The organism is Caballeronia eucalypticola, from assembly GCF_047608185.1.
In the GTDB taxonomy this organism is placed as follows: Bacteria; Pseudomonadota; Gammaproteobacteria; order Burkholderiales; family Burkholderiaceae; genus Caballeronia.
This window is the reverse complement of sequence record NZ_JBLKRU010000005.1, coordinates 44,735-68,918: the sequence shown is the minus strand read 5'-3', so window position 1 is coordinate 68,918 and position 24,184 is coordinate 44,735. Positions and strand designations below refer to the sequence as shown.

The following is a 24,184-nucleotide window of genomic DNA, read 5'->3' as shown; positions in this document are numbered from 1 at the left end:
CTCAATGCCCTCCCCCGCCACCCGATGCTTTCACCGGAGAAAAGAAAAACGTGACCGGCACGAAGCACAACGCGAAGATCGCCACCGCGCCGAATACGTCAAGGTAAGCCAGGATCGTGGACTGCGAAATGAACTGCTTGTACATCAGGCCGGTCGCGGTAGTCATGGCCTGCTGCATGGTCTGGCCCATGTCCATGAGCGTGTGCGTGAGTCGCTGTATGGAGTCGTTGTAGTTCGGATTCAACGGCGTCATGTGCACAACCATGTGCGCCATGTTCGCCTGCGTGCGCTCCACGATCGCGGCGGTCGCAAGGGAAATTCCTATCGATCCCGCCACGTTTCGGAACATCGTGAATAGCGCGGAAGCGTCCGCGTTCTCCGATGCCTTCAGCGTCAAATACGCCAGCGTCGTGATCGGGACGAACAGGAATGCAATGGCGATGGATTGCGAACTTCGCATGATCGTCAGCGTCTTGAAGTCGATGTTCGGCACCAGGTGATGCGTATAAAACAGCGCACACGCCATCAGAAAAAAACCGAAGCCGACCAGGAAACGGGTTTGTATGATCGGCATCAATTTGCTGACCACGGGAATGATGGCGACGATCATCATCGCGCCGGGCGACAACACGAGGCCCGCGAGCGTCGCGGTATATCCCAGTTGCTGCTGGGCAAGTTGAGGCACGAGCACCGCGCTGCCATAGAGAATGGCGGCAAAGCCCACCATGCATACCGAGCCCAGCGCAAAATTCTTGTCCTTCAATACGCGCAGGTCGACCACCGGTTTCTTCGCGTAAAGCAGCCAGAAGATCGCGCCCACGATACCGATCAACGAAAGAATCGCGAAGGTCGTGATGAAGCCGGACTTGAACCAGTCATCGTCCTCGCCGCGATCGAGGAACACTTGCAGGCAACCCAGACCCAGCGCAATCAAGCCGATGCCGACAAAATCAAGGCCCAGTTCCTTGCGATCCTTTTTCTTCTCCCACGGCGGGTCTTCAACAAACTGCATCACGGCGATGGTCGTAATCACGCCGATCGGCACGTTGATCAGGAACACCCAGCGCCACGTGAGGTTGTCGGTGATCCAGCCGCCGAGCGTCGGGCCGACCACCGGCGCCACCACGATTGCAACGGCCGAAATCGAGAACGCGCGGCCGCGCTGCTCGGGCGGAAAGGTATCGAGGATGATGGACTGCTGGTTCGGTTGCAAGCCACCGCCGAAGAAGCCTTGCAAGATCCGGAACACGATCAGTTGCCACAGGTCGGTCGCCAGTCCGCACAACAGCGAACAGACCGTGAACGCGCCGATGCAAATCAGGAAATATCGCTTACGTCCCAGCAGTTTCGAAAAAAATGCGGAGATGGGAAGCACAATGCCGTTCGAGACAAGATACGCGGTCAGCGTCCAGGTGGCTTCGTCGTAGCTCGCGGACATCGCGCCCGAAATGTGCGGCAGCGCGACGTTCACAATCGTCGTGTCGAGCACTTCCATGAACGCCGCGAGCGTGACTACCACGGCAATCAGCCAGGGATTGGACTTTGGTTTCCAGCCGGCATGATCGCTCATTTGAACATCACCTTCGGCACCACGGAGAGTCCGAGCGGCAGCGGCAGATCGGGCTGCAATCCGCTATCGATAAGAATCTTCACCGGCACGCGCTGCACGATCTTCACGAAGTTGCCGGTAGCGTTCTCAGCGGGGAAAGCGGAGAAGCGCGAGCCGCTGCCAAGCTGGATACTGTCCACGTGGCCGCGCAGCTTCAGGTTCGGATATGCATCGACAGATACATCCACCGAATCACCGGGACGCATGCGTTCAAGCTGCGACTCCTTGAAGTTGGCCGTGACCCAGACGGTGGTGGTCACCAGTGAAAATATCGACGTGCCCGCTTGCAGGAACGTGCCGTATTGCACGTTGCGCTTGGTGACCCAGCCGTCCGCAGGCGCTCGCAGTTCCGTGTAGGACAGGTTCAATGCAGCCGCTTCCACCTGCGCCTCGGCTTGGCGAACATCTTGCCGGCGTTCCTCCACCGTGGCCTGCGCCTGGCTGATTTGCTGCGGCACGAGGCTCGCGGTCTTCACTTGCGCCTGTGCCTGCGCGACGCTGGCAAGCGCGCTCTTTTGCTGGGCGGTCGCGGTGTCAATGTTCTGCTGCGATGTCGCGCGGACATCGACCGAGCGCTGCCGTTCGTAAGCCGCGCGGGTCTGCGCCAGGTTCGCTTGCGCGCTTTGCTCCTGTGCCTTCGCCTGCGTCAGCTGCGCGGGAAATTGCACGCGGGCAATGCCCAGTTGCACCTGAGCCGCATTGAGTTGCGCCTGCGCCTGGCCAAGTTGGGCGTTGGCCTGATCCAGTTGAGCCTGATAGTCGCGAGGATCGATCTTGATCAGCAGGTCGCCCTTGTGGACGAACTTGTTATCGCCCAGGTTCATGACCACGACGTAACCCGAGACCTTCGGTGCGATCGTGACCGCATCGCCATCGGTGTATGCATCGTCGGTGCTGACCTGATTCCGGGTCGCGAACCACCAGATCAATCCGCCCAGGATCAGCAGCAATACGACGACGCCCAAAATGATCAGCGGCGTTTTGCCCGGACCTTTCTTTTGGCCGTTGGACTTATCGTCGGACTTGTCGTTTGTCTTGCCCTCGCTGCCGTTTTTATCGCTAGCGTTTTTTTGCTCGCCTCGGGATGAATCATCCCCGGCTTTGTCTGCGTCATGATCAGGTCGTTCGTCTTGATCTGGCATCAGGCCCTCTCTCACTCATTGAAACGCGGAATGGCACAGACGTTGGGCCACTTTCCAGGTCGCAGGTCGACTGAATGGGAATCTCTTGCTCTAGGACTTCTTGCTTCTACGCGTGCGTCGGGTCATGCGTAAGGGCACAGCCTCAGCAAACCACGTGCCTTCATTACGGCATGAGGGATGAGCTGCTTTCAGTTTGTTTTCAGAGGGTTATGCCGACGCCCGAGCGCGTCCGCCTTGCCGGGCAGCATAAGCGTCGTGATCGCGCTGTTCTTGTTGTGGCGTAAAAAGCCGTACGGCCTCAACACCTTTTATGCTTGGCTTTCGCTGCCTTGCCACGGTTCGCGTTTCAGGTAAATGCCCGCGTAAAAGTGACATCGACAGCGCGTTCCTACTCGCGCTTTTATCCGGCATCGGTGTTGCTTGCCTTTGCCGGATCGACACCGAATCGACACTTCTCCTTCGAAGGATCTCATCATGCTGACCGTCCAGGAAATTGCATTGCTTCAAGACGTGGTGCCACGACTTCTCGCCGAAGCGAAAACGGCTTCGCCCGATAACGCCGATTTCATCTTCACCATGGAACTCGAGACGCATCTTCAACCCGGGCTTCGCATACGCGCGCCGGAATCTTCCATCGAGTCCACTCCGCCGTTTCCCCTGAACCTGTTCGTCGGTATTCCAATCGGCGAGTTGCGCGCGCTTGCTCACGCCAATTCCGCTCAACGCGACAGGCTCGTCGCGCAGTTCGGCGCGACCTTCTCGCCTCGTTTGCTGCGCGCGATCCATCACTTCGATGCGCATAAAATCGACTACGAAGCGGGCTGCCAAAGCGAACCCGGTACGTCGACAGTGATCCTCGAAGACTCGGTCTGAGCAGGTACCGAATTGCGAACGGCATCGCTGTTTGCGCGTCACCCATCACGCTCGAACGTCACAGCCTTTCAATCCCGCCTCTGAAGAAACAGGCAAAAAAATGGCCGATTCCCTCGCGAAAACCGGCCATTTTTTTTCGACTACGGTTCGCCTCTACTCCTGCGCTGCCATAGTCCTTCAATGCTTTTGCGTCAGCTTAGGCTGCAGCGTCCTTCAACTTCTTCAACGCACGTGCCTTGATACGCACGCTTGCCGGCTTTGCATCGAACCAACGGTCTTCACCCGAGAACGGGTCCTTGCCGAAGCGCCTTTTCTTCGCCGGCACGACTTGCGCCGAAATCTTCAAGAGGCCCGACAGCGTGAACTCGCCTGCGCCCTTCTTGTGAACCGCACCGAGGATGGTGTCCTCGAGTGCCGACAGAACGGCCTTCACTGCTTTCAGGTCAACAGTCGCACGATCCGACAGATGCGCGGCGAGCGATGCCTTCGTGAACGTGTCCTTGACCGGCGACAGCGTTGCCGTCGTCTTCACAGCTGCTTTCTTCGCCACAGTAGCCGGCGTCGATGCGGCCTTCTTGGCAGCGACCTTCTTGACGGGCGCTGCGGCAGTCTTCGTTGCAGCCTTGGGAGCAGCTTTGGTTGCAGCTTTCTTGGCAGCGGTTTTTGCGGAAGTCGGCATGTTTCTCCTACCTGTTGAGGTCAGTGTTTTTAGAATACGGCCGCGTGAATGCATCCGTATCAACGCCGGATTCTACAAGCGCCATTGAACTTCGTGCGAGTCTTTTTGCGCTTCTGAGCCTTTTTTTAAGGGGTTTTCGTTACAAGCGTCTTTTTTAAGGCGACAAGGATAGCCGCGCGATCAATGGATCGTGATCCGATGCCGCCTTCGCCTAGTGAACTTCGATGCGCGTTGACTCGTACATCACGCTCGCGCGAATGCATCCGGATGCGGTGCGAGCGGACGATGGACGGCGAGTTGGAGAGGTTCGGGAGAGCGTGCTTGATGGAAATGCGAGGTTGGTTGACGCCGCGGTAGGGCCGTCAACGAACCGCTCACTGAGGTTGCCGGGCGGAATCGACGGCATAGCCGGGTATTGAAACTTTGCAACACTTGCTCGACCTGTACCCGTCTTTCACGCGATGCCAACCCAAAATCAGCAAAGACGTCGATACGTTAGTTTCAGATAGAAGACGTCGGCATGCGGCATCAAATGCGCGGGTAGCCGTCCGCATCGACAGCACGATTGCATCGGTGTCGAGCATCATCGATGCGATGTTGAGACCCATCGATCCAGGCAGCAACATGCCGTCGATATTTTGTTGCGCACGTTCGGCGCCATCGAGCAATTCGTGCAGCGGTGCATGCGGAAGTCCATCCTCATTTCCAAGCACCGCCCTTGCGATCCGATCTTGGGGATCGCGAAAATAATCCGACTCATCGATCGGCAAACTAAAACGATCAGCATGCCGAACGCTGTCGGAACAACGGCGCTGTCGGAAAACGCTTCGATGCTCACACGGTGACGGATTCAAGTGGATGCTTGAACAGGTTCACCACGAGCAAAAATCGCGAAACGTGTAATAAACCGTACCAATGAAGGAACAGTTCACACGACGCTTTTTGCAAACGCTACGCCAGATCGCGCCAACAACGCCAACCGCACCGTACAGGAAATGACCTGACTATCTGTACCGGTACTGTACAGATCACATCTCATACACTGACGCTCACGGTCGCTCGATCCGACTCAATTCCTGCATTCGCGACACACTAGGAAACACCATGCATCTCGACACAGCCGCCCTTATGACAGCCCTTCCGGCCGCGGTGCTGTTCGCGCTCGTCACCACCATCACACCCGGTCCGAACAACACCATGCTGCTTGCGTCGGGGGTGAACTTCGGATTGCGCCGCACCGTGCCGCACGTGCTCGGCATCAGCGTAGGCGTCGCCATTCTGATGGTGCTGGTGGGTCTCGGCGTGGGGCAGGCATTTGCGCGCTTCGCCTGGGCTTACACGCTGCTTGAAACTTTAAGCGTGGCGTACCTGCTGTATCTCGCGTGGAAAATTGCGACTTCATCGACCATGCAGGTTCGCGACGGCGAGGGCCGGCCCATGCGGTTTATCGAAGCAGCCGCGTTTCAGTGGATCAATCCGAAAGCATGGATGATGGTGCTGACCGCCGCGACCACGATTCATTTGCATTCGAGCTTTTCGCTGAATGCTGTGTTGATGGCAATGGTTTTCATCGTCGTCGGATTACCCTGCATCACAATGTGGGCCGCATTCGGCACGTCCATGCGGCGGATTCTCACGCAACCGCGCTGGCTCCGTGCTTTCAACTGGACCATGGCCACGCTGCTCGTGCTTTCGTTGTATCCAATTGTCGAGCGTGCGCTGGCGTAACGACTGGCGACTCGGGTGACGTCATAACGGATAGTTCGAAGCGGCGATGTAACCAGTGGGGTGAGCGTTACATTCATGGCAAGTTGATTCGGAAGTCCGGCGTTCAGATCCAGCCTATTTTTTCGTAGGCGGCGCATACTGATCCATGCCTGCCGTCGCGCAAAATATGCAGCCTGATTGCAACTTTGGCCGTGGGAAGCGGCAAGAAATGCGCACTCCGTTTTGGAGAAATCGACAGGCGTGTACGAAGCTTGCTGGCCGAGCTTGCTGTCCGATCAACTCGCGCCCTTGTTGGCGCGGCTTTGAAAATCCCAAGGAGTTACGCCATGTCTGGAGCAAACCGCCCGTCCGGTCCCGCAACACGCAAGTCCCTCGATCTCGCCGATCAAATTGAACGCGATGAACTCGAGAACCAACTGCCGGATGCGCTAAACCACGCCGACGATGACGACCTCGACGACGAACCTGACAACGGCAAAACCCGCCGATAACCGCCGATAACATTTCTCCTCTGTTCCGCGCCTTCTGGCGCGTCTTACAAAGCCGCACTCGCGCAACGCAGTGCGGCTTTTTTGCGTGCGAATCTTTTTGCGCCCTATTTTCTGACACAGTGACTTCTGGGCACGAGGGTTGCTTCAGGTTCGGGCGTCGCGGGATATAGCTGCATTCAGCGGCACATGGTCATATAAACCAGTCAAGGCGGCGAAGGCGTCAAGCCAGCACGCAACCAATCCGATAATCGACCCCTTTGGAGGGCTTCATGCTTCGATACGCTGTCATCTTTTTCATCATCGCGATCATCGCGGCGTTTTTTGGCTTCGGCGGAATCGCGAGTGGCGCGACCGAAATCGCGAAGATCCTGTTCTTCATCTTTATTGTGATATTCCTGGCGACATTGTTGCTGGGCGTATTCCGGCGATGAAACAGCGGTGTCCATATCCAAAGGACGCCACTGAAGTAATGCAAAAAAGCGCGAGCATGCTCGCGCTTTTTTGTTTTACGTCACTCCGCAAGCAGGCGGAGCAAGCAGTTCAGTTCACCCTTCATGTACCGCAAAATCAACGCTTTGATGAAGCAAAGGTTCAAGGAGCGCGCCTGAGTGCTCGATCGGAATGTACACGGCGCCGCCGGTTTTCAACGTACTTTTTGCCGCCACTCGCCTTCCACGAGACCCGCAACGCAAGACTCCGGCGCAACGGTCGCATGGTCCGTTTGGCCGGCAGGTTTCGCCCGGAGTTTATTGTCGGGAAACAAGTCATGTTCCCCGGGAGTCAGGACATCGGTAGTCGAGAGTTTGAACGCGGCGCGCGAGCCATTTGTATTGATGTCCTCAATACTTATTGCATGCGCAACGTTTTCGACAGTGAAAGCCGCATGATTCGACGGCGAGCGCGGCGAACCTTCTGCATTTGATGCAATCGCATACAGGTCGTGCGAACCGTTGGCCAGGCCCGCGTCCGCGGTGATCCACCATTTACCGGCGCGTCCACCCCGGCGGAGCCGATAACCTGCTGGCCGTCGAACAGCGTGACCATGTCGCCTGGCTTACCGGTTCCCGTCGTGCTGGGATTAGACTCAGAAGTCGTGCTGCCCGGAACAATCGCTAAACCGTTGCGTCCCAGGATGTCCGTAATAAACGGTGAGATCACTGCCGGCAAGTCGATGGTGGTGTCTAGCCATCGACGCCGTCATACACGTTCACCGCGGTTCCGGCATCAGCCGTTCCCGTGATGACCGGCAACGCTTCGCCTGTCGTGCCGCTGGCGCTTGAGATCCAATGGATGTGATGACTGCTTTAGATGGATAGCTGGATAAATTCGCCATATCGGCCCTCTTTTTGAAGGAATCAACATACGCGGCTCCGCCTGGAATCCAGCGGTCGAGCAGTGATGCGAATTGACGGCGGCTGCGTGCCGCCGGTTCAGTTCGCGAGCGCGAGTCTGTGCTTATGATCTAAGGCTATCCGCACGATTGTTCCTAATTAGCAAACAAACCGGAGGATTCAATGTGCGAGCGCAACCTTTCCTAGCGCCGCTTCCATTTATCGATAAACCCCCACAACGCGTCATCGGTGGAATACGGCACGTTGAAGCGAAACCAGCTGCTCGCAGCATCGTTGGGACGGAAATACGAACCGGGTGCAAGCCAGATGCCGTCTTCCAGCGCCTGCGTCGCGAGTTCGCTCGCTTGCTCGGGCTCAACCGGTAAGCGCGCCCACACGAACAATCCCGCACGCGGCCGATGAAACAACTCGACGCCGAGCGCGTCCATCCGGTCTTCGACCTGCACGTGCGCGTCCTTCAGTTTTTCGGTCACCGATTCCACGTGCCGCGCGTAACGCCCTTCGGTCAGCACTTTTTCGACAATCCGTTCCGTCGCCGCCGATGACGTCAGCCCCACCGCCATCTTCGTACGCGCCAGTTCACGCAGCACGTCGCGTTCGGCGACCACATAACCGCAGCGCAATCCCGGCGTGATCGTCTTCGAAAATCCGCCGACGTACAGCACGCGGTTCAAGCCCTCCATGGCGGCAAGAAGCGGCGCGCCGGGCGGCGCGAGCTCGCGGTTGACGTCGTCTTCCACGACCCACAAGCCATAGCGTTCCGCGATCTGCAGCGAGCGAAACGCCGCCGCCATGCCGAAGGTTGCGCCGGTCGGATTCTGCAGCGTCGTGTTGAGAAAGATCGCCTTGGGACTATGCTCGATCACCAGTTGCTCGAGCACGTCGTTATCAATTCCTGCCGGCGTGCGCGGCACGCCCCGCACGATCAGGCCGCCCAGTTGCAGGATCTGCAGCAGATTGCAGTAACCCGGATCTTCGACGATGACCGTATCGCCGGGACGCAGCAGCGTGCGCACGATCAGGTCGAGCGCCTGCGTTGCCCCGGCCGTCAGCAACACGTTCGCGGCCGGGTCGGCGGGCAAACCGTAGCGGTCCAGTTGCTCGGCAATCCGCTCGCGCAGCGGCGCAAAACCGTATGGGTGCCCGTAGTCGGCCATACGCGCCGCCGGCACGCGACTGATCGAGCGCAGCGCGTGATGCAAACCGCTTTCGTTGACCCATTCGTTGGGCAGCCAGCCGCAGCCGGCTTTGATCGGCACGGAATGGTCGGCGAAGACATCGGACAGGAGCCAGGTCGCGGTAAGACTAGGCGGCTGCCACGCCACGGCGCGCCTGTGGGCCGTCGGCGCTCGTGCCGCCACCCGGTACCCCGAGCCGCGCCGCGCGACCACGAGGCCCATCGACACAAGGCGTCCATACGCCTCCGTTACCGTGAAGGTGCTCAGCCTTTCCGATTGCGCAAGCTGGCGCACCGAAGGCAGCAACGCGCCGGCGCGCAAGGCCTGTTGCTCGATGGCGCCGGAAAACGCCCGCACCAATTGTTCGACGAGCGTGGCTTGCGCGCGGTCGCGGTCCAGTTGAAGTTCGATCATGAAGTGACAGGCAGAGGATGGTGAGAGCAAGTCATCCAGGATAGACGACCAATACAGTTTGCACCATTTTGCCAGCACAGTTCTCGTGGCGACAGGATAACTGTCTATGCCGCAGGTTTTTATCGAGGACTACATTGCGTGTTCTAACAGGAGATTTCCCATGACTTCGCGCCCCGTCATCGACGACCTCTCGTCGTTCTGGATGCCATTCACCGCCAACCGGCAGTTCAAAGCTGCACCGCGCCTGATCGAGGGCGCCAAGGGCATGTACTACCGTGCGTCCGACGGCCGCGAGATTCTGGACGGCTGCGCCGGCTTGTGGTGCGTGAACGCGGGCCACTGCCGCGATGAAATCGTCGCCGCGATCCAGCAGCAGGCCGCCACGCTCGACTTCGCGCCGACCTTCCAGATGGGCCATCCGCTTGCATTCGAAGCGGCCACGAAGGTCGCCGCGATCATGCCGGAAGGCCTCGACCGCATCTTCTTCACAAATTCGGGTTCTGAATCCGTTGATACCGCGCTGAAAATCGCCCTCGCCTATCACCGGGCACGCGGCGAAGGCCAGCGCACGAAGCTGATTGGCCGCGAGCGCGGTTATCACGGCGTGGGTTTCGGCGGCATCTCGGTCGGCGGCATTGGACCGAACCGGAAGACGTTTTCAGGCGGGCTGCTGCCGAACGTCGATCATCTGCCGCACACGCACGCACCTGAACACAACGCGTTTTCGAAGGGCCAGCCGGTCTGGGGCGCACATCTCGCCGAAGAGCTCGAACGCATCGTCGCGCTGCACGATGCATCGACGATCGCGGCCGTGATCGTGGAACCGCTGGCGGGTTCAACAGGCGTGCTCGTGCCGCCGCAGGGGTATCTGCAAAAGCTCCGCGAAATCTGCACGAAGCACGGCATCCTGCTGATTTTCGATGAAGTCATCACGGGCTTCGGCCGGCTCGGCAAAGCGACGGCCGCGGAATATTTCGGCGTGACGCCGGACCTGATGACGCTGGCCAAGGCCATCAACAACGCCGCCATTCCGATGGGCGCAGTGGCTGCGCATCGCAACGTGCACGACACGATCGTCAATGCGGGTGCAGTGAACGGTATCGAGCTGTTCCACGGCTATACGTATTCCGCGCACCCGATGGCAGCCGCAGCCGCAATCGCGACGCTGGACCTGTATGCACGCGATCAACTGTTTGAACGGGCTGCATCGAAGGCGCCGAAGTTCGAAGCCGCTGCGCATGCGTTGCGCGACGCGCCTTATGTGAAGGACGTGCGCAATCTCGGCATGGTGGCGGGCATCGAACTGGAATCGCGCGATGGCGCGCCGGGTGCGCGGGCTTACGAAGCGTTCGTGAAATGCTTCGAGGCAGGCGTTCTGATGCGCTATACAGGCGATATCCTCGCGTTCTCGCCGCCGCTGATCATTGAAGACGACCAGATCGAGCAGATTTTCAGCACGGTTCGCAAGGTCCTCGAAACGGTGAAATAACGCGGGTTTCGATAGCCGAACACTGTAAGCGCCAAGGCCGTTCCGGTTGATCCGGGACGGCCTTTCTTCGTTGCGGCGTTGCACGTGCACTGAGACCAGCACGCTCTGGCGTTCTAGCGTGCGTGCCGAGCCGTACTCGCCTTCGCGGCCGCCTTACGGCGCGTCTGCCAGCCTTTCTTCGCCGCGGCCGATCGATCGGCAGCAGACCGCCGGCTTGCACTGGCATGCGCCTGCCTCGAGAGCGACTTGTGCGAAGCGGCCTTGCTGCCCTCACGTTTGAGCACGCGCGTGGACGTCGCGGATCGTTTCGACTTCGATTCCGTGCTCGCGCTGCGTTGAGTCTTGTGCTGACCCGCCTGCGTATCCTTCGCCGCTTTCTTGCGAGTGGCGGCGGACGCCGCGCCCTTCTTCGGCGCCTTCATACCGACACCCGATCTGCGTGCCTCCGATAACCCGATCGCGATCGCCTGCTTCGCGGACTTCGCGCCGTGCTTGCCTTCACGAACGTGATCGATCTGCTCCTTCACAAACTCGCCAGCCTGCGTGCCGGGCGACTTCCCCGCACGTTTGTCAGCATGGGCGCGTTCGATGGTTTTCTTCTCAGGCATGGTGCTCTCCTTTGAGAGAAGGTTGCTTGGTCCGGCAATGGCATGGCAGCAATGGCCGTGCCAATGTGGCGGGCAAGCGCCACTGTGCGGATTCGTCGCGGATCTGCTTGTAAGCGTGATGTTAGATTGACGACCGATCTACCCAGCCGTTGTCGGTACGCTGGTCCATTCGAATCGTTAAGGAGAGCCAATGTTGAAGAAGACTTGTATCGCAGCAGGAACCGTCCTCGCACTTGCAACAGGCAGCGTGGCATTCGCGCATGACCAGCCGGGCGCGGACTGGATATCGAAAGACGCTGCAATCGCGAAGGTCAAGGCGCAGGGCTATGACGCGGTACGCCTCAAAGCCGACGATGGACGCTGGGAAGGCGAAGCCACCAAACAGGGCTTGTTTTATGACATCCACGTCGATCCGCGCTCCGGCGCGTTGACAAGGCATGAATTGAAGCATTAAGCCTGAATTGCCGCTCACGCGCCGGCCTGAACCGCTCTCTCGTCCACGCCAAGTTGTTCTTTCAACCCGGCCCATCCCTTCGGCGTGACCTGAACGGCGCGCGAGGACTTCGAACGCCGGACCCATCCCATCGCGCAAAGCCGGCTCATCAATTCAACGCCCAGCGGTCCGGCCAGATGATGCCGCCGCTCGGTCCAATCCAGGCATTGCCGCGCGAGTCCGCGCCGGGTCGGTTTCAATGCCGCTACGTCAAGGCCCATCGCGCGGAACCATTCAACGCCCACCGGCGTTACATCGAATTGCTTGTCATCGGTTGCGACGACGAGCGCGCGGTCCTGCAACGCCTGCGTCACCGCTACGCCGAGACTGCCGGCGAGATGGTCGTAACAGCATCGCGCGAACTGCAATTCCCGGGCTTCCCTGCTGCGCGGCATTCGACGCACCACGTCATTCGCCGGGGTCGATGTGATCGATGCAAGGTTTTCAAGCGCCAGCGCAACGTGCGAACCGGCTAACCGATAGTACCGATGCCGCCCCTGTGTTTCCACCGACAACAACCCGCCCGTCAGCAGCTTCGCGAGATGTGAGCTTGCCGTCTGGGCGGTGACGCCCGCCGCATAGGCCAGCTCGCCCGCGGGTCGCGCGCGGCCGTCGGCGAGGGTCATGAGCATGGTGGCGCGCGTGGGATCGGCAATCAGGAAAGCGGCCGACGAGACCGCAGGATGAGAAAACATGAAGGCTCTCCGCTTTGACATCGTCATGATAATCCGCTCACCTGTCCGCATGCTTCGATACGCGTCGAAGCATGCGACATGGCAGTGTCCTTACACTGGATTTCCCGTCTCGTAGAGAAATATCCACGTGCCCGACATCCGAACGCACCAGCGCCGCGTCCTCGCTGCGACCAGCATCAGCTATATCGTCGTGATCCTCGATACATCCATCGTCAATGTTGCATTGGGCAGCATTGCCGATGCGCTCGCGACCAACACGGCGGGCCTGCAATGGGTCGTCAACGCGTACACGCTGACCTTTGCGAGCCTGCTGTTGACGGGCGGCACGCTGGGCGACCGGTTCGGCGCGAAGCACGTTTACTTCGCCGGCCTCGCGGTGTTCACGCTGGCGTCCGCGCTCTGCGGCGTGGCGGCCAATCTTGCCGCGCTGACCGGCGCCCGCGTGCTGCAGGGAATCGGTGCATCGATGCTGGTGCCCTGCTCGCTGATGCTCATCAACCGCGCGTACGCCGAACCGGGCGAGCGCGGCCGCGCGATCGGCCTTTGGGCCGCGTGCGGCGGCGCGGCGATGGCCGGCGGTCCATCGATCGGCGGCATCCTGATCCACGCGTTCGGCTGGCGCAGCATCTTCCTCGCGAATTTGCCGATAGGGTTGATTGGCTTGTGGCTGACATCGCGGGTTGCAAGCACGGAACCTGCCGATGACGCTCGCGTGAAGCGCCATCTCGATCTCGCCGGTCAGGCGACGGCAATCGTGGCACTGGGCGTGTTGATCGCCGTGCTGATCGAAGGGCGCTCGCTCGGCTGGCGCTCGCCGTGGATCGTGGGCGGGATTACGCTGGGCGTGCTTGCCACAGGCAGTTTCTTCAAGATCGAATCAAGGCGATCACAACCGATGCTGCCCCTGTCCTTGTTCAGCAACCGGATTTTTTCCAGTGCTGCGTTTGTCTCGATGGTTTCCGCGATGACTTTCTACGGCCTGATCTTCACGCTGAGCCTGTATTTCCAGCAGGTGCGAGCGTATTCGCCGTTGCTGACGGGCCTCGCTTTCTTGCCGCTGACCGCGCTGGTGATGGCGGGCAGCATGTCGGCGGCGCGCTTCGTCAGGATGGCCGGACCGCGCAGGCCGATCTGCGTTGCACTGGGTATCTATACGATCGGCTTTCTCGCGCTGCTGATGTCCACGGACACTTCGCCTTACTGGCTCATCGCGCTTCCCATGCCGGCAATCGGCTTTTCCGCAGGCCTGATCACGCCGATGGCCACACGTTCGCTGATGGATACCGTCGATAAGAACCGCGCCGGCATCGCGGCGGGTGTGCTGAATTCCGCGCGGCAGACGGGCGCGGCGCTGGGCGTCGCGGTTTTTGGCGCGATGCTTGACGCACCGGACCAGTTTGAGCGCGGCATGCATACGGCAATGTTGTTGGCTGCGGCCATTTCGCTGACGGCGGCGTTGGTCTGGTGGCTGGCATCGAAAGCGATGCCGAGGGTGCGGATCGGTCAGGCGGTTTGACAGGTTGGACGAGCGTGAAAGCATGCGGGTGGACGGAAAAAGCTGACGACGGCAGAATCGAACCGCTGAACATCCATTGCAAACGAACAACCTTGGCCGCCGCGACGGACCCGCACGATACACGCGGCTGTACCTCTCTTCCAACAATGCTCAAATCATCCCGCACCGCAGCACCTATCGACTTCGACGCGCCGTCCGAGCAAGTCGGGCGTCGCCTGATCGGCGCGATCTTCACCGTCGATGGCGTGGGCGGGAGGATCGTCGAAACCGAAGCCTACGATCGTGAAGATCCGGCGTCACATACGTTTCCCGGGCCGACCCCGCGTAACGCCGTCATGTTTGGTCCGTCTGCGCACGTCTATGTGTATCGCTCGTACGGCATTCACTGGTGCCTGAACTTTGTTTGCCGCGAAGAAGGCCACGGCGCGGGCGTGTTGATCCGCGCGATCGAACCGCTCACTGGTCTCGATGCCATGCGCCAACGGCGCGGCCTCGAACCAGCCAGGCTGTTGTGCTCGGGACCAGGACGTGTCGCGCAAGCGCTGGGCATCACGCACGGCAACAACGGCATGTCCCTGCTCGAACCTCCGTTTCACATTGAAGCGCCTGACGAGGAATATCCCCTCGCGACCGGACCGCGCATCGGCATCACCAAGGCCGTGGATGTACCTTGGCGCTTCGGACTTGCAGGATCGAAATTCCTCAGCAAGCCGTTCCCAAAAGTCTGATTAAACACCGAGGCGTTTGCGCCGCCAAAAGCTATCAACGGCCGCTCCCGCGGCACCTTTATTGCTCCACGGAACTCTGTTTGCCAGACACAATCCGACCGCCGGCCCCAACTGTTCGATAAAGGGGAATGCACATGAAACGCTCGCATCTTCCACATCGGTTTATCGAAGTGCTGTTTGCGGTTGTAATTGCCGGATGCAGCGGGGGCGGCGGAGATTCGAACAGCAGTAGCTCTTCTCCCGCGCCCGGTGCCAGCGGGGGCGCTCCCTCGCCCGCGTCCAACGCCAGCGAGGCGACTCCCGCATCCGCAGCATCGGGCGGGGCCTCCAGTCCGGTCACCGCTTCCAGCCCACCCGCAGCATCCGGCGCGGGCGCTGGCTTGCCATCAGGTTCCGCACCCGTCACACCCGTGGTGAACGCCGCTGACGTCGCGACCTATCACAATGACGTCGCGCGAACCGGCCAGCACCTCAACGAAACCGCGCTGACCCCTGCCACGGTGAACTCAGCGACGTTCGGCAAACTCGGTTTATACAGCGTGGATGGTCCGGTCGATGCCGAGCCGCTTTATCTGTCGAACATGACGATTGCCGGCGGCACGCACAACGTGCTGTACGTCGCGACAGAAAATGCGAGCGTCTACGCATTCGATGCCGATACGGGCGCAACATTGTGGAAAACGACGACCCTCGCCAGCGGCGAAACGCCCAGCGACACCCTCAGCTGTTTCCAGATTTCTCCGACAATAGGCGTAACCGCGACGCCAGTTATCGATCGCTCGCGCGGCCCGAATGGCGCAATGTATGTAGTCGGCATGTCGAAGACCGCAGCCGGCGCGTATCACCAGAGAATCCACGCACTCGATGTCACCACCGGTGCTGAATTGTTCGGCGGCCCGACGGAAATCACGGCGTCGTATCCGGGCACCGGCGCGAACAGTTCGAACGGCAACGTGATCTTCGATCCGAAACAATATGCCGAGCGTACGTCGCTATTGTTGCTGAACGGCACGATCTACACGGCGTGGACTTCACATTGCGATGTCCAGCCATACACCGGCTGGGTGATTGCTTATAGCGCGGACACACTGCAGCAGACCAGCGTACTGAATCTCACGCCGAACGGGTCCGGCGGAGCGATCTGGATGAGCGGCGCGGGCATGGCGTCGGATGGAACCTCGATCTATCTGCTCGATGCCAACGGCAGCTTCGACGCCACGGTCAACGCGGCGGGCGTGCAGGTTTCGGGCGACTATGGCAATGCGTTTTTGAAGCTCGGAACGACGACCGGCTTGACCGTGGCCGACTATTTCGAGGCATCGAATACGATCCAGGAATCAGCCGACGACGAAGACCTGGGTTCGGGCGGTGCGCTCGTGCTGCCCGACCTCACCGATGCCGCCGGCACGGTGCATCACCTTGCGCTGGGCGCGGGCAAGGATGCGATCATCTACGTGGTCAACCGCGATTCGATGGGCAAGTACAACCCGGTCGCAGACGCCATTTATCAGGAGTTGGCCGGACAAATCTCCGGGCGGGTGTTCAGCATGCCGGCGTACTTCAACAACACCGTGTACTTTGGCGCGGTCGGCGACACCATCAAGGCTTTTTCGATCAGCGGGGCGCGGCTGTCGGCGACGCCGGTCAGCCACTCGCCGACCACTTTCGGCGCGCCCGGCGCGACGCCCAGCGTCTCGGCCAACGGGACATCGAATGGCATTGTGTGGGCAGCGGAAAACGGCACCGTCGGGGTACTGCATGCGTATGACGCGACCAATCTGGCGAACGAGTTGTACAACAGCAATCAGGCGGGTGCGCGCGACCAGTTCGGTGCCGGAAACAAGTTCATCACGCCGATGATCGCGAACGGGAAAGTGTATGTGGGAACGACGAACGGCGTGGCGGTGTTCGGGCTGCTAGGCAATCATTGAATCTCGTCAGGGTTGCGAAGTACTTTCAACGCTGCATTAATTTCGCTAACGCCGTGAGTTGCAAACCATCCGGGTCGGCGAGGTCGTAAAGAATGGAGAAGTGATCTGCTGCAGGCAACGGCACGTAGGTCACGCTCTCGCCTGCATCGGCACACGCGTGGGCATAGTCATGCGAATGGCGGATGAGTTCGGGCCGCTCTGCGTCGCCGACGGAGATAACCATTGGCGCACCGTGGCCGATATGCCGCATTGGGCTGAAGCGCGCGATTTCCTCCGCCGATAACCCGAGTTTATCGTTCAGCCGGCCTGCACTGATAGGTTCGAGATCGAAGAGACCACTCACGGGCAGCGCGTATCTGACCGCCGGATGATGACGATGCATTGCTGTCAAATGCCCGCCCGCGGAATGGCCGCCGAGTACGAGCGTTGTATGACCTTGCTCGACGAGGAAGTCGAGCAGCCGTCCGATCTCGCTCACGATTTGCGTTATCGAAGCGGTCGGTGCCAGCGTGTATTCGGCCACAACCACGTTCATGCCGCGGGCAAGCGGTCCTTGAGCGACGAACGCGCAGAGTTCCTTGTCGCAGCTTTGCCAGTAACCGCCGTGGACAAAGACGAAAGTGGGCGCGGGGGATTGTTTGTCACTCGATGCCGGGAAGAAGTCGAAGCGCTCGCGGGGCGCGGTTCCGTACCTGACGTCGAGATCGCCGGAATGCGATGCGTAGAACGCCGCGCTGCGGGTCGTAAAGTCGGCCGGGGGATCGCCATTGCTGTAGGCGGCGTCGAGGGTCGCGCGGTCCATGTTGCGCCACGAGAGGTTCATGCATTGATCTCCTTGAAAGTTTGAGCTTACACGGTCTGTTTTTCCAGGAGCAGTGTAAGGAAATTTCAAACGGTCTGCATCGGGAGACGGCGACCGCATTGACAGCGATCCAAACCGCGGACGAAGCCCACTTTGCAAATCAACGGGCGATGGGCCGAAGCTCTCCGCAACTGGGCCCTACCCACACGGCGTAACGCCTGAAGCAAAATTATTTTGAGATGATCGTTGAATAATCAGTAAAGCTAATTTAACGATCGATCGAAAGCGACCTTGTATATGGGATGCTCATTCGCAAGTTGACCGGACTCGCAGCCACCCATAGAGTCAATCGATAGCAACGCATTAAGCGATCACAAACAGATTGCAAACATCAACGCTGCGAGAAAGACCGCAGCGCTGAAACAGCGTCGAGAAAACCAGAGGGAGACAAAATGCAGGTCCAATCATCGGCCGTCGATGGCGAACGAGTTATTAGACGCGCCACCTTAAAACTCATGCCGTTGCTTGGCTTGCTCTATTTGATCGCTTATCTCGATCGGCAAAACATAGGTTTCGCGAAACTGCAGATGGTGGCCGATCTCGGTGTGAGCGAAGCAGCCTATGGATTGGGCGCATCACTGTTCTTCATCGGCTACCTGCTGTTCGAGATACCGAGCAACATCATGCTCGACAGAGTTGGCGCACGCCGATGGTTCGCGAGGATCATGCTGTCATGGGGCGCGGTTACGGTCGCACTTGGCTTCACGCACAACACCGCCATGCTTTACATCCTGCGCTTTCTGCTCGGCGCCTGTGAGGCAGGGTTTTATCCCGGCGTGCTTTACTACTTGACGCTTTGGTTTCCCGTGCGCCGCCGCGCGAGGCTGATCGGCTATTTCATGATCGGCAGCGCGCTCGCCAATGCAGTGGCCGCACCAATCGGCGGCATTCTGCTGGACTTCAACGGTCTGCTCGGCTTGCGCGGCTGGCAATGGGTGTTTATCGTCTCGGGCATGATGGCGGTGCTCATGAGTCCGGTGGTCTGGAAAGTGTTGCCCGAGTCGCCGCAAACCGCACGCTTTCTCACCGAGCCCGAGAAGAGCTGGCTGCTCAAGACCTTGCAAGCCGAAGCGGCGCGCATTGCGCCGACCGGCCACACCAATCCGTTTGCAGTGCTGCTGGACCGGCGCGTGTTGCTAATGTCGTTTTATTTTCTGTTCTTCCCATTGTCGGCCTATGGTCTGAGCTACTGGCTGCCGACGGTCGTCAAGGGATTCGGCGTCAGTTATACCGTCAATGGTTTATTAAATGTCATTCCCTGGTTGATGGTCGGATTTGCACTGTGGTGGGTGCCGCGTCATTCCGTCGCGAGGAACGAGCAGACATGGCACATTGTCGTGCCGGCATTGCTGGGTTCGTTTTTCCTGCTACTGAGCGTCTTCGTTCCCGGCAATACGCTGCAGTTTATTTGCCTGTGCTTCGCGGCCGCCGGCATATTCGCCGGGCAACCGGTGCTGTGGTCGTTGCCGGGCCGTTTCCTGACGGGCGTCAACGCCGCAGCGGGCCTCGCAGCGATCAATTCAATCGGCAACCTGGGCGGATTCATTGCGCAGAACGTAGTGCCAATGATCAAGGATCGCACCGGCAGCGTCATCGCTCCGATGCTGTTCCTGTCTGCTTGTCTCGCGTTCGGCGCGATGATGACTTTTGTGATGCAGGCGGTTATCCGCAAATCAGAACAGCGCGCGACCGACGTTCAAGCCGGTCCTTCAAATGCGGCAGGCTTGAAGGATTGAACGCACCAAATGAGGTTTTCCGGTGTGCTAGCAGTTGAACAAGACCGACCGAAACACGACATCACATTCAATTACTTAGTTTATCTAACTTATAAAAAGATGGATTAATTAAAAGCGGTGAAACTTCGGAATTAACAACCATTTTTTCGAGAGTATTCGCATGAAAGGACTTATAACCGCTGGCGTCTGTCTCGCTTCCTATAGTTGCGTTGGCCATGCACAGAGCACCGTTTCACTGTATGGCGTTACCGATGTCGGATTTGTGTACAACAACAATGCGCATGGCGCGAAACAGTATTCGATGGTCGCTGGCTCGCTTAAAGGCAATCGCTGGGGCTTACTCGGCAAGGAGGATCTGGGCGGTGGCTACAAAGCAGTGTTCCTGCTTGAAAATGGCTTTTCGGCGGCGAACGGCGCTCTCGCACAAGGTGGCGCCGAGTTCGGCAGGCAGGCTTACGCCGGTTTGAGTGGTCCGGCCGGTACGATCACTCTCGGGCGGCAGTATGATTCGATCGTCGATTACGTCGGTGTGATGAAGGCGGGCGGCGATACTGTGGGCGGTTACGCTAGTCACCCCGGAGACCTGGACAACACGGGAAATAGCTATCGGGTCAACAACGCGATCAAATTCACGAGCCCTGACTATCGAGGCATCACATTTGGCGGTGTTTTCAGTCCTGGTGGCATTGCAGGAGATTCACAGCGGAACCGGATTTATTCCTTGGGAGTGGGCTATAAACAGGGGCCGCTCTCAGTTGGTGCCGCTTACCTCGTCGCACGCAATCCGAATTTTTCTTACTACGGCAACAACCCGGCGTCGAGCGTCACGGGCTCGAACATGGCGTTGACCCCGATCTATTCAGGCTACGCGTCGGCTCAGACGCAACAAACCGCCGGCGCCGCCGCGGCGTACACGTTCGGCAATGCGACGGCCGGACTCGTCTATACCAACGCTCAATTCAGCGGCCTGGGATCAAACCCTGCCCTCAACCCCCGAGCTTTGAGCGGTGAAGCCGTGTTCAATACGCTGGAAGCCAATCTCAGGATTTTGCCGACACCGGCCATCATGGTCGGCGCATCGTATGCTTACACGCGCGGTTCGCAGGTAACGAGCGGTGCCGCGGGCGGCGTCACTTACCAACAGCTCAATGTCGGGGCCGAATACTTCCTCTCGAAACGGACGGGCGTTTACGCCGTCGTGTTTGGACAGCACGCAAAAGGGCGGGATTCGACCGGCGGCAACGCGGTCGCTGCCGTCTTCGGGCTCACACCGTCATCGTCGAATACTCAGGTCGCGGCGACGGTTGGCTTGCGCCACAAGTTCTGAGTCAAGCGAGCGCAAGCTGGCTCACTGGCCGCAGATGCCCAGACGGCTCAACGTAATTGCTGAGGCCAGTCATTGCACGGGCAGACGGTCGAGTTGCGCCCATTCGAACTTGGCCGACGGCTGCCAGCCAGGTCGCTAGTGTCTCGTTACATTTCGAATGCCGAGTTTGGGCAGCCTGCGACAGACCACGCAAGTCAGCACCGAGCCTGATTATATGTGCGCCCTTCACGTTCTATCCCACGGCGCCACGCCTCCCAGGACTTCAACCAGGTAATCGATCATCACCCTCACGCGTGAGCTCAAGTGCCTTCGGCTCGGGTACATCGCGAGTACATCGGTATCCGCCATGTGGAAAGCTGGCATCAGCGCGACCAGACGGCCTGCTCGCAGGTCATCGCCAAGGGCCAAGCTGAACAGAACGGAGAATCATCGTGAATCGACTGACAGGAAAGGTAGCTATTGTCACGGGCGCAAGCGCCGGAATCGGCCGCGCCACGGCCAAATTGTTTGCGGCGGAAGGGGCAAAAGTAGTGGTTGCCGCCCGTCGCGCGGCCGAGCTGGAAACGCTCGTGGCAGAGATCAACGCGGACGGCGGTGAAGCCGTTTATCTCGCGGGCGACGTGCAATCGGAAGACTACGCGAAGGCAGTCGTGGCGCTGGCGATCGAGAAATTCGGCCGGCTCGACGTCGCTTTGAACAACGCCGGCACGCCAGGCGAAATGGGGCCGAGCACCTCCGTTTCGGTGGAGGGGTTCAACAACGCACTCGCCACTAATCTGACGAGCGCATTCATCGGCGCGAAACACCAGATCCCGGCCATGCTCGAACACGGCGGCGGGTCGATCATCTTTACATCGACGTTCGTGGGTTATTCATTTGCGTTCCCCGGCACGGCTTCGTATGCGGCCGGCAAGGCCGGCCTCATTGGACTCACGCAAGCGCTGGCGGCCGAGTATGGCGCGCAAGGTATCCGCGTGAACGCCGTGCTGCCCGGCGCCGTCGACACCCCGATGTATCGGGACATGAACGATACCGCCGAATCGCAAGCGTTCATCACCAACCTGCACGCATTAAAGCGCGTTGCAACGCCGGAAGAACTGGCCCGCTCGGTCCTTTACCTGGCCTCCGATGACTCGTCGTTTGTCACCGGCACCGCATCGCTCGTGGACGGCGGCGCGTCCATCACGCGCACGTAAAGCAGCGTTATGCCGAAGGGACCGCGCGGATTGCATTGCCACAGGTCTCTTCGATCCGCCGCTGCCCGTGCATCGGGCAGCCATCCCGGATGGAACGGCTCTTGCGCCCCTCTCCATGTCACTCACTCAAGGAGAACGACATGACGGACAAGCAGACAGACACCAACTACGCAGGGCGGTCGCAGGAAGAACGGCGGGCGCAACGCAAGGGCGAGAAGCAGCGCGCGCAGGAACAACCCGGCGGTCATCTGGCGCAGGAAGGCACGGAACCGGACAAGCATCACAGCTCGGGACAACTATCCGAGGAAGGAAAAAAGGTCTGGCAAACCGGTTCGGGAATCGATGGCGGCGGCAAGAGCCGATAAACCTGACATCGCGCAGGGGTCTTCCATTCGGTAAAACGTGGAACAATGAGGGCTTAATGACTTTGCTACAGGCATCTGGAGCCCTCGATGAGCGCCACGCGCAACTCCCCCAACGCGTCTTCGGACATCCACGATCAAACTGGTCACGCCGATCGTCCGAGCCGCGAAGAAGCTGAAGCCGCCGTCCGGGTTCTGATCCGCTGGGCTGGAGACGACCCCGCGCGCGAGGGACTGATCGATACCCCATCGCGCGTCATTCGCTCTTACGAAGAGTTCTTCGCGGGTTATGCGCAAGATCCTCGCGAGATCCTGGCCCGCACTTTTTCCGAAGTGCAGGGCTACGACGAGATGATCGTGCTCAAGGACATCCGCTTCGAAAGTTACTGCGAACATCACATGGTGCCGATCATTGGCCGCGCGCACGTGGCATATCTGCCGCGTGAGCGAGTGGTGGGTATATCGAAGCTGGCGCGCCTGGTCGATGCGTTCGCCAAGCGCCTGCAGATCCAGGAAAAGATGACGGCGCAGATCGCCGATACGCTGGAAGAAGTCCTGCAACCGCTAGGCGTTGGCGTGATCCTGGAAGCGAATCATCAATGCATGTCCACGCGCGGCGTGCATAAGGCCGGTGCGTCGATGGTGACATCGCGGATGCTGGGCACCTTCCGCGACGACCCTTCCACACGCCGCGAATTCTTGTCCATCGTCGGACATTCGAGCGCGTTCAGCGTGTCGAACAGCTAAAAAAGACGCTAGGGTTTAAGCGCCGCGGCCATCGTCCGGCGCGTCGCCTGCGCCGCCTTCGCGGACCTTGCCTTGCGAGACGTTGCTGCCCGGCGGCACGCTATGCGTGAGCCAGACGTTGCCGCCGATCACCGAACCGCGTCCAATGGTCACGCGCCCGAGAATGGTCGCGCCGGCATAGATCACCACCTCGTCTTCCACCACCGGATGGCGCGCGTTGCCCTTCACGAGCACGCCGTCGTTGCCCGCCGGAAAGCTCTTTGCACCCAGCGTCACCGCCTGATAGACCCTGACATGCTGGCCGATCACCGCGGTCTCGCCGATCACCACGCCCGTCCCGTGATCGATGAAAAAACTGGGGCCGATTGTCGCGCCCGGGTGAATGTCGATACCCGTAGCCGAGTGCGCGATCTCGTTGATGAAGCGCGCGAGCAAGGGCACGCCGAGCTTATGCAGCGCATGGGCCAGGCGATGATGCGTCATGGCCCAGATGCCGGGATAGCAAAGCAGGATCTCCGTGATGTGCTGCGCAGCAGGGTCGCCCGCGAATGCGGCCTGGATGTCGCTGACCAGCAGCGCGCGGATGGCCGGCAACTGCGTGCCGAATTCGCGCGCGAGACCGAACGCGTGCATGCCGAGATCGGCATCGCTCAGGTCGTGGTTCTCAGGCAAGAAACGCAAGGCGCGGCGAATCTGTTCGGAGAGCAGGCGCAAGGTGCTTTCGAGCGTGTGGCCGACGTAATAATCCACGCTTTCGGCGGTCAGGTCCGCGTCGCCGTAATGGGTGGGAAACAGCGCGGAACGCAATCCATTGACGATCTTCACAATCGCTTCACGCGATGGCAATTCACGGATTCCAAGCGGATGGCGAGTGCGGTGCAACTGTTCGCGCGACGCGCGCAAGTCAGCCACGATCTTGTCGAGGCCCCATTCGTGGGAGGGGAATTGATCTTCTACGGAAGCAGTCTTGGGCATGTCGGGAGCTTGGGCGGATGACGCCGCGTCGAACGGCACAATCTAAACGATGC

General features: G+C 59.7%; 25 protein-coding genes. 15 read left to right on the top strand and 10 right to left on the bottom strand.

Features of this window, described 5'->3' with window-relative positions; translation table 11 throughout:
- Window position 1: 1 nt before the first annotated feature.
- Both ACMX25_RS08220 and ACMX25_RS08215 read right to left on the bottom strand, forming a co-directional pair.
- Window positions 2-1,570: a DHA2 family efflux MFS transporter permease subunit gene (locus tag ACMX25_RS08220; protein ID WP_414949167.1), complete on the bottom strand. Its 1,569-nt coding sequence runs from the start codon at window positions 1,568-1,570 to the stop codon at window positions 2-4.
- Complete coding sequence (locus tag ACMX25_RS08215) at window positions 1,567-2,751, bottom strand: HlyD family secretion protein (RefSeq protein ID WP_414949166.1); 1,185 nt, start codon at window positions 2,749-2,751, stop codon at window positions 1,567-1,569. The genes ACMX25_RS08220 and ACMX25_RS08215 overlap by 4 nt, the downstream gene beginning before the upstream one ends.
- A 474-nt stretch (window positions 2,752-3,225) precedes the next feature.
- Between ACMX25_RS08215 and ACMX25_RS08210 the strand changes: the two genes are divergently transcribed.
- Window positions 3,226-3,624 (top strand): hypothetical protein, encoded by a 399-nt coding sequence (locus tag ACMX25_RS08210; protein ID WP_414949165.1) that lies wholly within the window; start codon window positions 3,226-3,228, stop codon window positions 3,622-3,624.
- A gap of 196 nt (window positions 3,625-3,820) precedes the next feature.
- Here the strand turns inward: ACMX25_RS08210 and ACMX25_RS08205 are convergent, their stop codons facing one another.
- The gene (locus ACMX25_RS08205; RefSeq protein WP_414949164.1) at window positions 3,821-4,303 is read right to left on the bottom strand and encodes an HU family DNA-binding protein; all 483 of its coding nucleotides are present in this window, start codon (window positions 4,301-4,303) and stop codon (window positions 3,821-3,823) included.
- A gap of 374 nt (window positions 4,304-4,677) precedes the next feature.
- Complete coding sequence (locus tag ACMX25_RS08200; RefSeq protein ID WP_414949162.1) at window positions 4,678-5,016, bottom strand: hypothetical protein; 339 nt, start codon at window positions 5,014-5,016, stop codon at window positions 4,678-4,680.
- A 391-nt stretch (window positions 5,017-5,407) separates the two neighbouring features.
- Here ACMX25_RS08200 and ACMX25_RS08195 point away from each other — a divergent pair, with 391 nt between their 5' ends.
- From ACMX25_RS08195 to ACMX25_RS08180, 4 genes are all read left to right on the top strand, one after another.
- Complete coding sequence (locus ACMX25_RS08195) at window positions 5,408-6,031, top strand: LysE family translocator (RefSeq protein ID WP_414949160.1); 624 nt, start codon at window positions 5,408-5,410, stop codon at window positions 6,029-6,031.
- A gap of 326 nt (window positions 6,032-6,357) precedes the next feature.
- On the top strand, window positions 6,358-6,522 hold the full coding sequence (locus tag ACMX25_RS08190; RefSeq protein ID WP_414949158.1) for a hypothetical protein: 165 nt from the start codon (window positions 6,358-6,360) through the stop codon (window positions 6,520-6,522).
- A gap of 269 nt (window positions 6,523-6,791) precedes the next feature.
- On the top strand, window positions 6,792-6,953 hold the full coding sequence (locus tag ACMX25_RS08185; protein ID WP_031363615.1) for a DUF1328 family protein: 162 nt from the start codon (window positions 6,792-6,794) through the stop codon (window positions 6,951-6,953).
- A 38-nt stretch (window positions 6,954-6,991) separates the two neighbouring features.
- Complete coding sequence (locus ACMX25_RS08180) at window positions 6,992-7,444, top strand: hypothetical protein (RefSeq protein WP_414949157.1); 453 nt, start codon at window positions 6,992-6,994, stop codon at window positions 7,442-7,444.
- Between the two features lie 612 nt (window positions 7,445-8,056).
- Here the strand turns inward: ACMX25_RS08180 and ACMX25_RS08175 are convergent.
- The gene (locus tag ACMX25_RS08175; RefSeq protein WP_414949156.1) at window positions 8,057-9,466 is read right to left on the bottom strand and encodes an aminotransferase-like domain-containing protein; all 1,410 of its coding nucleotides are present in this window, start codon (window positions 9,464-9,466) and stop codon (window positions 8,057-8,059) included.
- Window positions 9,467-9,626: 160 nt separating this feature from the next.
- On the opposite strand from ACMX25_RS08175, the gene aptA reads away from it, so the two are divergent.
- Window positions 9,627-10,955 (top strand): omega-aminotransferase AptA, encoded by a 1,329-nt coding sequence (gene aptA, locus ACMX25_RS08170; protein WP_414949155.1) that lies wholly within the window; start codon window positions 9,627-9,629, stop codon window positions 10,953-10,955.
- 113 nt (window positions 10,956-11,068) lie between these two features.
- On the opposite strand, the gene ACMX25_RS08165 is transcribed toward aptA, so the two are convergent.
- On the bottom strand, window positions 11,069-11,563 hold the full coding sequence (locus tag ACMX25_RS08165) for a DUF6496 domain-containing protein (protein ID WP_414949153.1): 495 nt from the start codon (window positions 11,561-11,563) through the stop codon (window positions 11,069-11,071).
- Window positions 11,564-11,753: 190 nt separating this feature from the next.
- On the opposite strand from ACMX25_RS08165, the gene ACMX25_RS08160 reads away from it, so the two are divergent.
- Window positions 11,754-12,017: a PepSY domain-containing protein gene (locus ACMX25_RS08160; protein WP_414949152.1), complete on the top strand. Its 264-nt coding sequence runs from the start codon at window positions 11,754-11,756 to the stop codon at window positions 12,015-12,017.
- A gap of 14 nt (window positions 12,018-12,031) precedes the next feature.
- On the opposite strand, the gene ACMX25_RS08155 is transcribed toward ACMX25_RS08160, so the two are convergent.
- Window positions 12,032-12,751, bottom strand: a complete 720-nt coding sequence (locus tag ACMX25_RS08155) for an ArsR/SmtB family transcription factor (protein ID WP_414949151.1) — start codon at window positions 12,749-12,751, stop codon at window positions 12,032-12,034.
- A 127-nt stretch (window positions 12,752-12,878) separates the two neighbouring features.
- On the opposite strand from ACMX25_RS08155, the gene ACMX25_RS08150 reads away from it, so the two are divergent.
- The 3 genes from ACMX25_RS08150 (at window position 12,879) to ACMX25_RS08140 (ending at window position 16,926) form a co-directional block, all read left to right on the top strand.
- A complete protein-coding gene (locus tag ACMX25_RS08150) occupies window positions 12,879-14,267 on the top strand; it encodes an MFS transporter (RefSeq protein WP_414949150.1) in 1,389 nt (462 codons plus the stop codon).
- 146 nt (window positions 14,268-14,413) lie between these two features.
- Window positions 14,414-14,995: a DNA-3-methyladenine glycosylase gene (locus ACMX25_RS08145; protein ID WP_414949148.1), complete on the top strand. Its 582-nt coding sequence runs from the start codon at window positions 14,414-14,416 to the stop codon at window positions 14,993-14,995.
- Window positions 14,996-15,129: 134 nt separating this feature from the next.
- Entirely contained in the window at window positions 15,130-16,926 is a 1,797-nt protein-coding gene (locus tag ACMX25_RS08140) for a PQQ-binding-like beta-propeller repeat protein (RefSeq protein WP_414949147.1), read from the top strand.
- Between the two features lie 25 nt (window positions 16,927-16,951).
- Here ACMX25_RS08140 and ACMX25_RS08135 read toward each other — a convergent pair whose 3' ends face one another.
- On the bottom strand, window positions 16,952-17,749 hold the full coding sequence (locus ACMX25_RS08135; RefSeq protein ID WP_414949146.1) for an alpha/beta hydrolase: 798 nt from the start codon (window positions 17,747-17,749) through the stop codon (window positions 16,952-16,954).
- A gap of 431 nt (window positions 17,750-18,180) precedes the next feature.
- On the opposite strand from ACMX25_RS08135, the gene ACMX25_RS08130 reads away from it, so the two are divergent.
- Window positions 18,181-19,524, top strand: a complete 1,344-nt coding sequence (locus ACMX25_RS08130) for an MFS transporter (RefSeq protein ID WP_414949145.1) — start codon at window positions 18,181-18,183, stop codon at window positions 19,522-19,524.
- 160 nt (window positions 19,525-19,684) lie between these two features.
- Window positions 19,685-20,851, top strand: a complete 1,167-nt coding sequence (locus tag ACMX25_RS08125; protein WP_414949144.1) for a porin — start codon at window positions 19,685-19,687, stop codon at window positions 20,849-20,851.
- 225 nt (window positions 20,852-21,076) lie between these two features.
- Here the strand turns inward: ACMX25_RS08125 and ACMX25_RS08120 are convergent, their stop codons facing one another.
- The gene (locus tag ACMX25_RS08120) at window positions 21,077-21,214 is read right to left on the bottom strand and encodes a hypothetical protein (protein ID WP_414949143.1); all 138 of its coding nucleotides are present in this window, start codon (window positions 21,212-21,214) and stop codon (window positions 21,077-21,079) included.
- A gap of 68 nt (window positions 21,215-21,282) precedes the next feature.
- Between ACMX25_RS08120 and ACMX25_RS08115 the strand changes: the two genes are divergently transcribed.
- From ACMX25_RS08115 to folE, 3 genes are all read left to right on the top strand, one after another.
- Window positions 21,283-22,047, top strand: a complete 765-nt coding sequence (locus tag ACMX25_RS08115; RefSeq protein WP_414949142.1) for an SDR family oxidoreductase — start codon at window positions 21,283-21,285, stop codon at window positions 22,045-22,047.
- A 140-nt stretch (window positions 22,048-22,187) separates the two neighbouring features.
- Window positions 22,188-22,412 carry a hypothetical protein gene (locus ACMX25_RS08110; RefSeq protein WP_299712989.1) on the top strand — a complete coding sequence of 75 codons (225 nt, stop codon included), beginning with the start codon at window positions 22,188-22,190 and terminating at the stop codon, window positions 22,410-22,412.
- An 87-nt stretch (window positions 22,413-22,499) separates the two neighbouring features.
- Window positions 22,500-23,156 carry a GTP cyclohydrolase I FolE gene (folE, locus tag ACMX25_RS08105; RefSeq protein ID WP_414949141.1) on the top strand — a complete coding sequence of 219 codons (657 nt, stop codon included), beginning with the start codon at window positions 22,500-22,502 and terminating at the stop codon, window positions 23,154-23,156.
- A 15-nt stretch (window positions 23,157-23,171) separates the two neighbouring features.
- Here the strand turns inward: folE and epsC are convergent, their stop codons facing one another.
- Entirely contained in the window at window positions 23,172-24,131 is a 960-nt protein-coding gene (gene epsC / locus ACMX25_RS08100) for a serine O-acetyltransferase EpsC (RefSeq protein ID WP_414949140.1), read from the bottom strand.
- Window positions 24,132-24,184 lie beyond the last annotated feature (53 nt).

Bases quoted from the DNA above. Each gene is read 5' to 3' on its own strand.
- ACMX25_RS08120 (WP_414949143.1), bottom strand. From the start codon at position 21,214: ATGCCAGCTTTCCACATGGCGGATACCGATGTACTCGCGATGTACCCG.
- folE (WP_414949141.1), top strand. From the start codon at position 22,500: ATGAGCGCCACGCGCAACTCCCCCAACGCGTCTTCGGACATCCACGAT.
- ACMX25_RS08110 (WP_299712989.1), top strand. From the start codon at position 22,188: ATGACGGACAAGCAGACAGACACCAACTACGCAGGGCGGTCGCAGGAA.
- ACMX25_RS08215 (WP_414949166.1), bottom strand. From the start codon at position 2,751: ATGCCAGATCAAGACGAACGACCTGATCATGACGCAGACAAAGCCGGG.
- aptA (WP_414949155.1), top strand. From the start codon at position 9,627: ATGACTTCGCGCCCCGTCATCGACGACCTCTCGTCGTTCTGGATGCCA.
- ACMX25_RS08160 (WP_414949152.1), top strand. From the start codon at position 11,754: ATGTTGAAGAAGACTTGTATCGCAGCAGGAACCGTCCTCGCACTTGCA.
- ACMX25_RS08185 (WP_031363615.1), top strand. From the start codon at position 6,792: ATGCTTCGATACGCTGTCATCTTTTTCATCATCGCGATCATCGCGGCG.
- ACMX25_RS08130 (WP_414949145.1), top strand. From the start codon at position 18,181: ATGCAGGTCCAATCATCGGCCGTCGATGGCGAACGAGTTATTAGACGC.
- ACMX25_RS08135 (WP_414949146.1), bottom strand. From the start codon at position 17,749: ATGAACCTCTCGTGGCGCAACATGGACCGCGCGACCCTCGACGCCGCC.
- ACMX25_RS08180 (WP_414949157.1), top strand. From the start codon at position 6,992: ATGCAAAAAAGCGCGAGCATGCTCGCGCTTTTTTGTTTTACGTCACTC.
- ACMX25_RS08125 (WP_414949144.1), top strand. From the start codon at position 19,685: ATGAAAGGACTTATAACCGCTGGCGTCTGTCTCGCTTCCTATAGTTGC.
- ACMX25_RS08140 (WP_414949147.1), top strand. From the start codon at position 15,130: ATGAAACGCTCGCATCTTCCACATCGGTTTATCGAAGTGCTGTTTGCG.
- ACMX25_RS08145 (WP_414949148.1), top strand. From the start codon at position 14,414: ATGCTCAAATCATCCCGCACCGCAGCACCTATCGACTTCGACGCGCCG.
- ACMX25_RS08155 (WP_414949151.1), bottom strand. From the start codon at position 12,751: ATGTTTTCTCATCCTGCGGTCTCGTCGGCCGCTTTCCTGATTGCCGAT.
- ACMX25_RS08220 (WP_414949167.1), bottom strand. From the start codon at position 1,570: ATGAGCGATCATGCCGGCTGGAAACCAAAGTCCAATCCCTGGCTGATT.
- ACMX25_RS08175 (WP_414949156.1), bottom strand. From the start codon at position 9,466: ATGATCGAACTTCAACTGGACCGCGACCGCGCGCAAGCCACGCTCGTC.
- ACMX25_RS08210 (WP_414949165.1), top strand. From the start codon at position 3,226: ATGCTGACCGTCCAGGAAATTGCATTGCTTCAAGACGTGGTGCCACGA.
- ACMX25_RS08195 (WP_414949160.1), top strand. From the start codon at position 5,408: ATGCATCTCGACACAGCCGCCCTTATGACAGCCCTTCCGGCCGCGGTG.
- ACMX25_RS08190 (WP_414949158.1), top strand. From the start codon at position 6,358: ATGTCTGGAGCAAACCGCCCGTCCGGTCCCGCAACACGCAAGTCCCTC.
- epsC (WP_414949140.1), bottom strand. From the start codon at position 24,131: ATGCCCAAGACTGCTTCCGTAGAAGATCAATTCCCCTCCCACGAATGG.
- ACMX25_RS08205 (WP_414949164.1), bottom strand. From the start codon at position 4,303: ATGCCGACTTCCGCAAAAACCGCTGCCAAGAAAGCTGCAACCAAAGCT.
- ACMX25_RS08165 (WP_414949153.1), bottom strand. From the start codon at position 11,563: ATGCCTGAGAAGAAAACCATCGAACGCGCCCATGCTGACAAACGTGCG.